The organism is Duganella radicis (assembly GCF_009720825.1).
Taxonomy (GTDB): domain Bacteria; phylum Pseudomonadota; class Gammaproteobacteria; order Burkholderiales; family Burkholderiaceae_D; genus Rugamonas; species Rugamonas radicis.
On record NZ_WNKY01000002.1, the window covers coordinates 222,668 to 235,819 of the forward strand.

11 protein-coding genes are annotated in these 13,152 nt (G+C 64.5%); 7 read left to right on the plus strand and 4 right to left on the minus strand.

Annotation, left to right across the window (positions count from 1 at the left end; translation table 11 throughout):
* Nucleotides 1-26: 26 nt before the first annotated feature.
* The 7 genes from GM676_RS04165 (at nucleotide 27) to GM676_RS04195 (ending at nucleotide 7,480) form a co-directional block, all read left to right on the plus strand.
* The gene (locus GM676_RS04165; RefSeq protein WP_155462127.1) at nucleotides 27-722 is read left to right on the plus strand and encodes a CPBP family intramembrane glutamic endopeptidase; all 696 of its coding nucleotides are present in this window, start codon (nucleotides 27-29) and stop codon (nucleotides 720-722) included.
* Nucleotides 709-1,542: a rhombotarget lipoprotein gene (gene rhlP, locus GM676_RS04170; RefSeq protein ID WP_155462128.1), complete on the plus strand. Its 834-nt coding sequence runs from the start codon at nucleotides 709-711 to the stop codon at nucleotides 1,540-1,542. Before GM676_RS04165 ends, rhlP begins: the two co-directional genes overlap by 14 nt.
* On the plus strand, nucleotides 1,520-2,053 hold the full coding sequence (gene rrtA / locus GM676_RS04175) for a rhombosortase (protein WP_155462129.1): 534 nt from the start codon (nucleotides 1,520-1,522) through the stop codon (nucleotides 2,051-2,053). Before rhlP ends, rrtA begins: the two co-directional genes overlap by 23 nt.
* 121 nt (nucleotides 2,054-2,174) lie before the next feature.
* Entirely contained in the window at nucleotides 2,175-4,568 is a 2,394-nt protein-coding gene (locus tag GM676_RS04180; RefSeq protein ID WP_155462130.1) for a TonB-dependent receptor, read from the plus strand.
* Complete coding sequence (locus GM676_RS04185; RefSeq protein ID WP_155462131.1) at nucleotides 4,569-5,939, plus strand: serine hydrolase domain-containing protein; 1,371 nt, start codon at nucleotides 4,569-4,571, stop codon at nucleotides 5,937-5,939.
* Nucleotides 5,936-6,880 carry a MaoC/PaaZ C-terminal domain-containing protein gene (locus GM676_RS04190; RefSeq protein WP_155462132.1) on the plus strand — a complete coding sequence of 315 codons (945 nt, stop codon included), beginning with the start codon at nucleotides 5,936-5,938 and terminating at the stop codon, nucleotides 6,878-6,880. Before GM676_RS04185 ends, GM676_RS04190 begins: the two co-directional genes overlap by 4 nt.
* 24 nt (nucleotides 6,881-6,904) lie before the next feature.
* Nucleotides 6,905-7,480 carry an NnrU family protein gene (locus GM676_RS04195; protein ID WP_155462133.1) on the plus strand — a complete coding sequence of 192 codons (576 nt, stop codon included), beginning with the start codon at nucleotides 6,905-6,907 and terminating at the stop codon, nucleotides 7,478-7,480.
* On the opposite strand, the gene GM676_RS04200 is transcribed toward GM676_RS04195, so the two are convergent.
* The 4 genes from GM676_RS04200 to GM676_RS04215 are packed head-to-tail and all read right to left on the minus strand — an operon-like array spanning nucleotide 7,477 to nucleotide 13,141.
* Nucleotides 7,477-7,884 (minus strand): hypothetical protein, encoded by a 408-nt coding sequence (locus GM676_RS04200; protein WP_155462134.1) that lies wholly within the window; start codon nucleotides 7,882-7,884, stop codon nucleotides 7,477-7,479. The genes GM676_RS04195 and GM676_RS04200 overlap by 4 nt on opposite strands.
* On the minus strand, nucleotides 7,881-8,903 hold the full coding sequence (locus tag GM676_RS04205; RefSeq protein ID WP_155462135.1) for a GGDEF domain-containing protein: 1,023 nt from the start codon (nucleotides 8,901-8,903) through the stop codon (nucleotides 7,881-7,883). The genes GM676_RS04200 and GM676_RS04205 overlap by 4 nt, the downstream gene beginning before the upstream one ends.
* An 8-nt stretch (nucleotides 8,904-8,911) precedes the next feature.
* Nucleotides 8,912-11,983, minus strand: a complete 3,072-nt coding sequence (locus tag GM676_RS04210) for an efflux RND transporter permease subunit (RefSeq protein ID WP_155462136.1) — start codon at nucleotides 11,981-11,983, stop codon at nucleotides 8,912-8,914.
* Nucleotides 11,984-11,995: 12 nt separating this feature from the next.
* The gene (locus GM676_RS04215) at nucleotides 11,996-13,141 is read right to left on the minus strand and encodes an efflux RND transporter periplasmic adaptor subunit (protein ID WP_155462137.1); all 1,146 of its coding nucleotides are present in this window, start codon (nucleotides 13,139-13,141) and stop codon (nucleotides 11,996-11,998) included.
* Nucleotides 13,142-13,152: the final 11 nt, after the last annotated feature.

Consider the following 13,152-nt stretch of genomic DNA (forward strand, 5'->3'; position numbering starts at 1 on the left):
GCCGTCATCCTTTTCACGGCCTATACATGATCGAACTGGCGCTGGCGTTTTACCTCGTATTCATCCTGCCCGTCAGGACTTTATGGCACAGCACGCGCAAGGACAATAAGCCCAAACGCCCGCTGGCCCAACGCTATTTCAGCTCGATGCGCGAAATCGGCCTGCTGCTGCTGGCGCTCCTGCTCATCTGCTGGTGGAACGGTTATGGCGCCATCGACATCGGTCTCGCGCTTCCCTCCGCCGGAGCGCCGCTGTGGTGCCTGATCGCCGCCGCCATCGCCATGGCCGCACTGCTGATCGGCAGCGGCCTCAGTTCCCACAAGATGCCGCCGGCCAAACGCGCCGCCGCGCTGGAGAGCGGCCGCGAATCCGGCATGCCCACCAACGCCGCCGAGATGCGCATGTTCCTTGTCCTCGTCCTGTTCATCGGCGCCGGCTGGGAGCTGTTGTATCGCGGCTTCCTGCTGCTGACACTCACGCCCCACATCGGCACTTGGGGCGCGGTCGCGGTGTCCGGCCTGGCCTATGGCGCGGCGCACGGCTACAAGAATCCGAAGCAGATCTCGCTCAGCATCGCCTCGGCGCTGCTGTTCGCCACCGGCTACGTGTTGAGCGGCAGCCTGTGGTGGCTGATGGTGATTCACATTGCGCTGCCGCTGACGGGCGCCATCAGCATTTATCAACTGTTCCAACAAGAGGAAGCTCGCCATGCGCTATCTTAAAATCCTGCTGCTGATGCTGGCCGCTGCAACCCTCAGCAGCTGCGCCCTGTGGCACAACCCGAACACCCGGCAGCACACCGGCAGCGTGGTCGATTATCTGTACCCGGACGCCAAGACGCCGCCGTCGCTCGTGCCCACCGTGGTCAAATTGAGGCCGCCGGTGAAAGTCGGCATTGCCTTCGTGCCCGGCGGCGGTTGGGGTTCCAGCCTGCCGGAAGCAGGCAAGATGAAATTGCTGGAGCGTGTGCGCGACTCCTTCACCAGGCACGAATACATCGGCAAGATCGAAATCATCCCGACCCAGTACCTGCGCGCCAAGGGCGGCTTCGCCAATCTGGAACAGGTGGGCCGCATGTTCGACGTCGAAGTGATCGCCCTGCTGTCCTACGACCAAGTGCAATTCAGCGACAGCAACGCGCTGTCGGTCCTGTACTGGACCATCGTCGGCGCCTACATCATCAACGGCGACCAGTACGACATCCAGACCATGCTGGACGCCTCGGTGTTCGACGTGCAAAGCCACAAACTGCTGTTCCGCGCACCGGGCACCAGCCGCGTGAAAGGCAGCGCCACCGCCGCCGGCTTCACCGAAAAAGCGCGCGCCGCACAGAACCAAGGCTACGAACGCGCCGTCGATGAACTGATCCCGCAACTCCAAGCGCAATTGGACGGCTTCCGTGAACGCATCAAGAACGACACCAGCAACTATCAGGTTGAAAACAAGGCCGGCTACAAAGGCGGCGGCAGCATGGGTTGGATCAGCCTCGCGCTGGCGGCCTTGTTGTGCGGCGTAGCCTATGCCGTTCGACGCCGCGCCTGAGCTGCTGGAGTTCGACCGCCATGCGATCCTGGCGGGCGAAGCGTGGCGCTTGTGGACCTGCCATGTGGTGCACTACTCGTCTCAGCATGCATTGATTGACCTGGCCACCGCAGCGGCGGCGGCCACGGTGGCGCAGCCGTCGCTCGGCTGGCGGCGTTTGGGCATACTGCTTGCGGCGGGCGCGCCGTTGATCGCCGCCGGCCTGCTGCTGATCGCGCCCGACTGCCTGTACTACCGGGGCGCATCCGGCATCGCCGTGATGCTGGCGGTGCTGGCCGCCGGCACCCTGTGGCCGCGCGCCGCAACGCGCGGACGCGCCGTCCTGTGCCTGCTGGGTGCCGCGCTGGCCACCAAGATCGCCGCCGAAGCGGGCGGCTACAACGCCGGCTGGTCCGGTCTTCCGGCCGATGTCATCGTGGCTTGGCAAGCCCACCTGTTCGGTGCCATCATTGGCGCTTCAACTAGCTTCATTGTGTGTTCGATACGCGTCATCCGGGGCGGTAATTCTTGAGTATTTGGCATTGTTGTAGGCATAATCGCTTGGGCTGAAACGATCGCCTCCGCTTGTGAATCCTATCGTCTTAGCCATGGCCGGGTGGACGCTGCATGAAAACACATCAATGGGAGACGACATGAAAACGCACCGCACAGTTATCGCCGCCAGCCTGGCTGCCGCCTTCTTTGCCCCGCCGGCGTGGGCTGCCGACGAGGTGCAGTCCGTGGTGGTCACCGCGCAGTCGCGCAAGCAGCTGGTGCAGGATGTGCCAATGACCATGCAAGTCGTCACCGGCAAGGATATTGAAGCCATCGGCGCCAAGGATCTGGCGGACCTGAACGGCTACATTCCCGGCCTGTCGGTCGATGCGACCGAACCCACCCAGCCATCGTTCGGCATTCGCGGCGTGCAGGCGGGCGACTTCGGCATCGCCACCGATTCGCCGGTCGGCATTTATGTGGATGGCGTTTACACCGGCAAGACCGGCGGCGCGCTGATGAACTTCATTGACGTGCAGCGCATTGAAGTGGTCAAGGGCCCGCAAGGCACGCTGTTCGGCCGTAACAGTGCTGCCGGCGCCATCGCCATCACCACCAATGAACCGGGCAAGGAGCTGGATGCCAATGCCCACGTCAAGCTGGGACGCTTCGGCCGCGCCAATGCCGATGTGATGCTGAACTTCCCCATCACCGACACCTTCGCCACTCGCCTGGTGGTGGTGCGTTCGGGCAGCGAAGGCTGGGCCGACAACACCGCCACCGGCAAGAAGTCCGGCGGCGACAAGGACTGGGCCACCCGCCTCTCGCTGCGCAAGGACTTCGACGCCGCCAGGCTGGTGTTCGCGTGGGAGCATGAGAACATGGAACAATACGGCCGTTCGGCCTTTGGCGTGATCAAGGACCCGGCGCTGCCGCTGGGCGGTTATCGCGGCGTGTACGATGCCGCCTACACCGCCAACTTCGTCAACCCGTTCGACGCGCCACTGGCCAACGACCAGCAAGGCGGCGAAGGCCGGCTGTTCGACGGCGCCACCCTGCGTTTCGAGGCGCCGCTGGCTGGCATGACCTTCAACTCCACCACCGCCTACCGCCGCTTCAACACCCACAACCTGACCGACAACGACGGCGGCGCACGCGCCGATCTGTACCTCACTACGCAGGACGCCAAGCGTGCGCGCAGCTTCCAGCAGGAGTTCAAGCTGTCGGGAAAAACCGATCGACTGGACTGGATCGCGGGCCTGAGCTTTTATCACAACAACGAGCACCAGGACGCAGGCGCCTACGTCACCACCGGCACACTGGACACCCTGAGCCAGTTTCAGGGCGGCGATCCGAATTTCGCCATGCTGTTTGGCGGCCTGGCCGCGGCTGGCCTGCCTGGCATCAGCGCCAGTTCGCAGTTCAGCTGGGACGAGACGCACTACAGCGACGTGCGCACCAAATCGGCCTCGATCTACGGCGACACCATCTGGCACCTGACGCCACAGACCAACGCCACCATCGGCCTGCGCTACACCCGGGATAACAAGCGCATGACGTGGTTCGTACCGGGCCGCGTGTCGCCGCAGCTGGACGATTTCCTCAACCGCTTCGGTCCACTGGCCGGCCTGAATGCGGCCTCCTTCCCGTCCAACGTGATCTTCGCCAACGCCGCGCAACTGGCGTCATCGCCGGTCACACGCGAGAAGGACTGGACCGACTGGAGCCCGCGCCTGGTGCTGGACCATAAGCTGAACAAGGACACGCTGCTGTTCACATCCCTGTCGCGCGGCTACCAGGCTGGCGGCTTCAATATCTTCACGCCGCCGAATCCCGCGTCGTCCACCCGCGCCGGCCAGGACCCAAGCTTTGAGCCGGAGAAGATGACCAACTTCGAGGCCGGCGTGAAGCTGGCCTTGCCGGACATCCGCGCCACCGTCAACGCTTCACTGTTTGCCTACAAGTTCAAGAACCTGCAGGACATCCAGCTGTACAGCGTGGGCACTATCCCGACCTACAATGTGATCGCCAGTGACCAGAAAGCGCACGGCCTCGATGTCGATGGACGCATCCGCTTGTCGCCGCGCGTGACGCTGTTCGGCGGCTTTGAATACATCAACCAGACCTACACCCGCTACCAGCGCCTGGACGCCAGCGGCAACGTCACGCTGGACCTTGGCGGCCAGCCGGTCGGCACGCCGCGCCTGACCACCATGGCGGGTGTGAACATGAACTGGGAGACGGCCAATGGCCGCACCAGCGTCAATTTCCAGGGCACGCACGCCACCGCCACCCGCTGCAATAGCGACACGTCGGACCTCAGTTGCCTGAGTACCGCCAGGCTGAAAACCGGCACCGCCAACAGCAAGTTCGATCTGCGCGTGGGCTGGGACAGTCCAGGCTCGCGCTACGGCGTGGCACTTATCGTTAATAATGTATTCGACCAGCGCTACGTAACGTCGCTGGGTGGTCAAACCGAACAATACGGCGCGCCGTACGCTTATCTCACACCGCCGCGCGCAATCGGCGTGGAATTCAGGGCTAGCATGTAAATGGCATCGAAACCCGTACTGACTGCTGCGGCAGTATTGGTGGTTGCGGCAGGCGGTGCGGCGACGCTGGCGGTCCGTCCGCCGGAGTTGCTGAAGGTTGGCGCCAATTACGGCGCCAAGATTGTGTGTTCCAATGTGTTTATCGCCGGACGCGATGCGCAGGCCGTGCTGGCCGATGATGTGCGGGCGCCCGGCAATCCGGCGCTCAAGCATCTGAAGATCAGCGTCGATCAGGAACGCAAGACGGTGCGCGCGCAGTTCTTCGGATTTGCCGGCGACGGCATGGCGGTGTACCGGCCGGGCACTGGCTGTGCGACGGTGCCGGATGGTGACGTGGCGCAGGCTTCGAAGTATCAATTCAATCCGATCAAAATCTGGGCGCCCTCGCCCAATGTGGCCTGGCCTACCGGTTCGCAGGCCGAGGTCAATCCGGCGGTGCAAGCCTTGCTGGATCAGGATGCGCTGGCCGGGCCGGGCGTGCGCGGCATGGCGGTGATTCATCGCGGCCACCTGATCGCGCAGCGCTACGGCGCCGGCTTCAATGCGGCCACGCCGCTGCTGGGATGGTCGATGACCAAGACGGTGACGGCGGCGCTGGTCGGCATGCAGATCGAGGACGGCAAGCTGTCCTTGCAGCAGAACGGCTTCTGGCCGGGCAAGGACGATCCGCGCGCCCAGATCACCCTCGCGCAGTTGCTGTCGATGAGCAGCGGCTTGCGGTACAACGAGAGCTACGGCGATGTGTCGGATGTGACGCGCATGCTGTATCTGGAACCGGACATGGCGGCTTTCACGGCAGCCCAGCCGCTGGAACAGCCGCCGGGCAGCAAGTGGAATTATTCGAGCGGCACCACGGTGCTGTTGTCGCGCATCTGGCAGCGCGTGGCGGGCAGCGATGCGCTGTCGCTGCCGCACAATCGTTTGTTTGCGCCACTGGGCATGAACAGCGCAGTGATTGAAGCCGATGCGAGCGGCAATCTGGTCGGCTCCAGTTATATGTATGCGAATACGCTGGACTGGGCGCGCTTCGGCCAGTTCCTGTTGCAGGATGGGGTTTGGCAGGGTAAGCGCATCCTGCCGGCCGGTTATGTGGAGGGCATGCGGCAGCCGGTGCCTGCATCCGGCGGGCAGTATGGCATGGGACAGGTGTGGCGCTGGGGACCGGGCGGCGATACGCCGGAAGGCCAGAATCCCGACACCCGCTTCCAGCTGCCGCCCGATACGTATTGGATGGAGGGGCATGATGGACAGAGCATCGCCATCGTGCCGTCGCAGCAGTTGGTGGTGGTGCGGCTTGGACTGACGCCGCATCGGCTGCTGTATCAGCCGCAGGCACTGCTGGCGGCGGTGGTGAAGGCGGTGCAGCAATGAGCGCCGTGCCATATGTCCTGCTGCGCCACCAGACGCCCATGCTGCTGACCGGCGCGCGCGTGCTGGCGCACACGCTGCGGCATGCCCTGCTGCCACCAACCGCTCCTCGCCCCGCCAGCATCGCGGTGGCGGGAGCGGGCGAGGCGACGGCGGCGCAGCGGCTTTTGCGGCGCATCGCGCCGGTGGCGCGTGTCATCGCGGCGCCGCCGCAGGATCTGGTGGAGCAGTACATCGCCTGGGCCGGCGCCGCGCGCAGCTACGATGGCCAGCTGCCGCCGCACATGGTGTCGCAATGGAGCTTGCCGCTGGTGGGCGAACTGCTGCTGCGCATGCCCTACCGTCTCACTTCCGTCATCAATCAAGGCGTGGGTCTGCGTGTGCATGGCCCGCTGCCGCGCAATGTGCCCTTGCACGTCAGCGCCGCCGTCGAGCGGATCGAGGAGACGCCGGGCCGCATCAAGGTGGTGGTGGCCGTCATCACCGGCACGGCGCAGCAGCCGTCACTGGTGGAAGCGCGGCTGCATATGAGCTTCCTGCTGCCCGGCCCGCGCGCGCCGAAAGCGCCGCAGGAGCGCGGTCCGGAGCCGGATTGGATCACCGCCGGCCTGTGGCACGCCGACGCCCGCGACGGCCTGCGCTTCGCGCTGCTGACCGGCGACTTCAATCCCATCCACTGGTGCGGTCCGCTGGCGCGGCGCTCAGTGTTCCGCGGCATGGTGCTACATGGTTTCGGCAGCTTTGTGCGCAGCTATGAAGTGCTGGCGCAGCAAGGTATCCGCTTCCATGAAATCGACGTCCGCTTCGTCAAGCCGGTAGCCCTGCCCTGCACCGCGCTGTCGGTGCAGGTGGCGCCGGACGACACCGCCGATGCCGATGGCTGGCGTGCCCTGCGTCTCGCCGGCAGCGGCGATGCGGTACACTTGGCGGGCCGGCTGCGATAGCCTCAACCCACTTGAGAACCTGCGATGACAATACTGATACTAGGCCTGATTATTTTTCTCGGACTGCACTCGGTCCGCATCTTCGCGGAGGACTGGCGCAACGCCACCCGCCAGCGCATCGGCGCGAATGCGTGGAAAGGCCTGTACTCGGTGATCTCGATTGTCGGCTTCGCGCTGATCGTCTGGGGCTACAGCATCGCACGCGAAACGCCCGTCGTGATCTGGACGCCGCCACTGTTCACCCGCCACATCGCCGCACTGCTGGCGGTGATCGCCTTCGTCTTCCTTGCAGCCGCCTACGTGCCGCGCAACGGCATCAAGGCCAAACTGCATCACCCGATGACGCTGGGCGTGAAGACCTGGGCGCTGGCGCACCTGATCGCCAACGGCACCCTGCATGACATCCTGCTGTTTGGCGGCTTCCTGGTGTGGTCGGTGGCGCTGTTCAGCGTATCGCGCCGGCGCGACCGCGCTGCGGGCACGGTCTACCCGGCAGGCAGCGGCGGCGCCACCGCGCTCACTATCGCCGGCGGCATCGTGGCCGCCGTGGTGTTCGCCGGCTGGCTGCATGCGCCGCTGATCGGCGTACGTCCTTTCTAATTGCATTTGCCGCGCACGGCGGCAGCGATAATCCAGGGCAGCGACAAGGGGCCGACCACGCCGATTGGCCCTATGTGGGCCGGTTGCAGCTTGAGCGCATCGTCGTGCAGACAGTCCGGTACCTTGGCATCGTTGAAGGCGGCCGTCATGCGTGCGTGCGCGGTGTTGGCGCGCAGGACGCCGTCCTGCCGGTCGCCTGCCGGCGCCGGATGCGGATCTTCGGCAATGGTGTCGCGTACCGCTTTCCTGATGATTTCGTCGGTCAGCACCGGCGCTGCCGGCGAGGCGCCCTGCGCCAGATCGCCAGCCGGCTGCGGCTGCGCGCCCAGCACCGGCGGCTCCGTGGCCAGCGACGCCGCAGCAAATGCGTGCGAGGCCACAAATGCCGCAAGCACACGCTTCATGACGTCTGCTCCGCCACCCGCACGGCATTACGGCCGCCCTGCTTGGCCGCGTACAGCAGCTTGTCAGCCTGCGCCAGCCACTCGGCCGGTGTGAGTTCCTTGTCCATATCCGTCACGCCGATGGAGATGGTGATCGGATGCCCCTCCAGCAGCGTGGCCGACGCCACCGCCGCGCGTATCCCTTCCGCCAGCCGCGCCGCCGCGCTCAGGCCCGCGCCGCTGGCAAGGATAGCGAATTCCTCGCCGCCGTAGCGGAAGATGCGGTCGGAAGAACGTGTGTGCCCGCGCATCAGCTCCGCCAGCCGTATCAGTACTTTGTCGCCGGCGGCGTGGCCATACTGGTCGTTGATTTGCTTGAAGTGGTCCAGGTCCAGCAACAACAGGCTGGATTCGAGGTGCGGCCGGCGCTCCTGCGCATATTCGGACAGCTTGCGCTCCATCGCGCGGCGGTTACCGACGCCGGTCAGGAAGTCCAGCTCCACCGCCGTGTGCAGCTCCTTGTTCTGCAAGCCAGTGCGATAGGCGAAGATATAGGCGAAGAAGTTCACCAGCGCGATCGTCACCACGATGGTCATCAGATTGAGCAGCTCCAGCCGGGCCACCAGTATGACCACCAGGATCAACAAGCCGGCGCTGTTGATCCCCAGCGCGACCACTGGCCGCAGCACGAAGTAGGCGGCGATCATGGTCGGATAAACCCAGTACACCAACGACACGCCGCGCAGGTACACGGTCACCAGCATGCCGGCCGAGTAGAAGATGGTGACGCCCAGGCTGGCCACCTGATAGCGGCCGGTACGCCACACGTGTACGATCACCGCCATCATGCCGGTCACCAGCGCCAGGTCCACCGCCGCCGACGCCCAGCTGCCCTGCATCAGCCGGTACACGCCAAACGGCAGGATACTCGGGATGCTGAGGGCGCACAGCATCATCAGGATGACTTCCTCCTGGCGGCGCTGGCGCCCGCCCGACAGCCAGCGCCAGCGGCCGGCGCGGGCTTGATCGGTATTGCTCATGACGGTACTCAGTGTGCGCCCTGCGGTGCTGGTGCGTCGGCGGCGCCGGCCGGCTTGGCCTCGGCCTTGTGTTCACCCGCCAGGAACATATACATGGCAGGCACCACGAACAGCGTGAACAAGGTGCCGATCGACAGGCCGGTAAAGATCACCAGCCCCATGGCGTGACGGCCGGCGGCGCCCGCGCCCGATGCGATCACCAGCGGCACCACGCCGAACACCATGGCGGCGGTGGTCATCAGGATAGGACGCAGACGGGTGGCCGCCGCTTCCTCGATCGCCTCGCGCTTGGACTTGCCGGCTTCGCGCAAGTGATTCGCCACTTCCACGATCAGGATGCCGTGCTTGGAGATGAGGCCCATCAGCGTCACCAGCCCCACCTGCGTGTAGATGTTGATCGAGGCGAAGCCGAGGAAGATGAACGACATCGCGCCAAACAGCGCCATCGGCACCGAGAACAGAATCACCACCGGATCGCGGAAGCTCTCAAACTGCGCCGCCAGCGCCAGGAACACGATGATGATCGCGAACAGCATGGTCACCAGGAAGCCGCCCGACTCCGCCGCGTACTGGCGCGATTCGCCCGAGAAGTCCGCCGTGTAGCCCGACGGCGCCACTTCCTTCAAGGCGTCGCGCAGGTACTGCTGGATCTCGCCCTGCGAGGCGCCGGTCACGCCGGAGATCGTCGCGGAGTTCAGCTGCTGGAAGCGGGTGATCGATTCCGGCTGCACGCTGTACTTGATGGTGGCCACGGTGCTGGCCGGGATCATGTCGCCGTTTGGCGTCTTGATGTAGAAGTCCAGCACATCGCTCGGATTCAGGCGGTCCACCTGCTGTACCTGCGGGATCACCTTGTACGAACGGCCCGAGATCGAGAAGTAGTTGACGTAGCCGCCACCCAGCGCCGCCGCCATGGCGTTGCCGAAGTCCTGCTGCGTCAGGCCCAGCGTGGCCAGCTTGTCGCGGTCCACGTCCACGCGCGCTTGCGGCGTGTCGATTTTCAGGTCGACGTCGACGAAGTAGAACTTGTTGTCCTTCTGGGCTTTTTCCAGCACCGCGTGCGCCACCGTGTTCAGATTCTCGAACGGTTCGGTGGTGGTGATCACGAACTGCACCGGCAGGCCAGAGCTGCCCGGCAGCGCCGGGAACTGGAACGCCGCCACGCGGCCGCCGGCGATGCCGTTCCACTTGGCTTGCAGCTCCTGCTGGATCTCGTGTGCGGAACGGGTGCGCTTGTCCCACGATTTGAACAGCACACCGCCGATACCGGAGTTGGTGGTCGGTACACCGGTGATCTGGAACATCTGCTCATATTCCGGCAGCGACTTCGCCACTTCGAAAATCTGCTTGGCGTAAGCCTGCATCTGGTCCGAGGTGGCGGTTGGCGCGCCCACCACCTGCGACAGCACGATGCCCTGATCCTCTTCCGGCGCCAGCTCGGACTGCGACATCTTGAACTGCACGATCAGCAGCAGGAACACGATCACGCCGAACACGATCAGCACCGGCCAGGTATTCAGCAAACTATGCAGCACGCGCAGATAGCCGTTGTGCACCTTGTCGAACACCTTGTCGATGGCCTTGACGAACTTGCCCTCGTCCTGCGTATGGTCGAAGAAATGGCCGCACATCATGGGCGACAGCGTCAGCGCCACAATGCCGGACACCGCCACCGCCCCCGCCAGCGTGAAGGCAAACTCGGTGAACAGCGCGCCAGTCAGGCCGCCCTGGAAGCCGATCGGCACATACACCGCGATCAGCACCACCGTCATCGCCAGAATCGGACTACCCAGCTCGCGCGCGGCGACAATGGCGGAATCGAACGGCGTCATGCCGGCCTTCATGTGACGGTCGACGTTCTCCACCACGATAATCGCGTCGTCCACCACCAGGCCGATGGCCAGCACGATCGCCAATAGCGTCAGCAGGTTGATCGAGTAACCCAGCATCAGCATCACAAAGAAGGTGCCGATCAGCGACAGCGGCATCGCCACCACCGGCACGATCACCGCCCGGAAGCTGCCGAGGAACAGATAGATCACCACCGTCACGATGATCAGCGCCTCCACCAGGGTCTTCACCACTTCGTCGATCGAGGTGTTGATGAACTCCGTGGAGTCGTAGACGATTTCACCGGTCAGGCCCGAAGGCAGCTGGTCGCGGATGGCCGGGAAGGCTTCGCGCACGCGCTTGGCCACGTCCAGGATGTTGGCCTCCGGCGCCACCTTGATACCGATGAACACCGAGCGCACGCCGCTGAACGCCACGTTGAAGTCATAGTTTTCCGATCCCAGCGTGACGGTGGCGATATCCTCCAGCCGCACGATGGCGCCGCCGGCCTGCTTGACGGCCAGTTGCTTGAACTCGTCCACCGTGTGCAGGTCGGTGCCGGCGGTCAGCGGCACGGTCACCATCTGGCCCTTGGTCGAACCGAGGCCGGCCAGGTAGTTGTTGGCCGCCAGCGCGGCGCTGACTTCGGCCGCTGTGACGCCATGCGCCGCCATCTTGCCGGCGTCCAGCCATGCGCGCAGGGCGAACTGGCGCGCGCCCAGCAGCTCGGCGGTCTGCACGCCCTGGATCGAATCCAGCTTGGGCTTGACCACGCGCGCCAGGAAGTCGGTGACGTTATTGGTCGGCAGCGTGTCGCTGTAGAAGCCCATGTACATGGCGTCCGTGGTCTGGCCGGTCTGCACCGTCAGCACCGGTTGCTGCGCCTGTTGCGGCAGCTGGTTCTTGACCGAGTTGACCTGGGTGGTGATCTCGGTCAGCGCGCGGTTGGAATCGTAGTTCAGGCGCAGCGTGGCGGTGATGGTCGACACGCCACTATTCGACGACGACGACAGGTAATCGATACCCTGCGCCTGCGCGATGGCCGATTCCAGCGGCTGGGTGATAAAACCCGCCACCGTGGCCGCATCCGCGCCGTAGTAGGTGGTGGAGATGGTCACCACCGCGTTCTGCGTCTTCGGATACTGGTTGATCGGAAGGCTGAACAGCGAGCGCAAACCCAGCACCACGATCAGTAAACTGATCACGCTGGCCAGCACCGGCCGTTTGATGAAGATGTCGGTAAAGTTCATGGCGCTCTATCCTCAGTGTTCCTGCGGCGTCGGATTCGGGCTGTTAGCCGGCTGCACCTTGTTGTCGATGGTGGCCGGCGTGCCATTCTTCAGTTTCAGCTGGCCGCTGGTGACCACGGCCTGGCCTTCCTTCAAGCCGGTGAGGATGGCCACCTGGTCGCCGCGCGTCGGGCCGGTGGTGACGAACACCTGCTGCGCCACCAGGTAAGGCTGGCCCTTGTCATCCTTGAGCGGGTCCTTGGCGTTGGCGGCCGGTGGCGCCAGCACGAACACGGTCGAGCCATACGGGTTGTAGGTAATGGCGGTCTGCGGCAGGGTCAGGTATTTTTTCTGATCGCCCTGGTCCAGCGCCACGTTGGCGAACATGCCCGGCAACAGCTGGCGCTTGGCATTCGGCACCGTGGCCTGCACCTGCACGTTGCGGGTGGCGGCATCCACTTTCGGGCTGATGGACGTGACCTTGGCCGGGAAGGCCACACCGGGATAGGCGTCACTGGTCAGGTTCAGCTTCTGGCCGATCGACAGGCCGGCCAGCTGCTTTTGCGGCACGAAGAAATCGACATACACGGTATCGATGGTTTGCAGCGTCACCAGCTTGTCGCCCGGGTTCAGGTACTGGCCCGGATTGATGGCGGTGATCCCCAGCTTGCCGGCGAACGGCGCGCGGATGGTTTTCTTGTCGACCAGCGCTTTCTGTTGTGCGACCAGTGCCTGCTTGCTCTTCAGGTCCGCCTCATCGGCATCGACCTGCGCCTGCGAAATGGCCTGCGCCGCCAGTTGCAGCTTGTCGCGCTTGAGGGTGGTGGCCGACAGGTCGGCGGAGGCCTGCAAGGCGCGCAGCTGCGCCACGTCGGAGTCCGCGTTCATTTCAAACAGCACCTGCCCCGCTTTCACCTCGTCGCCCGACTTGAAGCGCACTTCGCGCACCAGGCCCGCGATCTCGGTGGTGACATCGACGCCGCGCACCGGCGCCAGCGTGCCCACGGAACTGAGCTGCGGCTGCCATTCGGCCGTCTGCGCCTTCACCGCTGTGACCACCTGCGCGCCCGGCTTGGGCGAGCTGGCAATCAGTTTTTTGATCTGCATGTACTTCCCGAAGGCCAGCACCAGGATCAGTAAAAGCACGGCGCCTACCATGATGAGCATACGCTTGGTCATGAACTTATCTC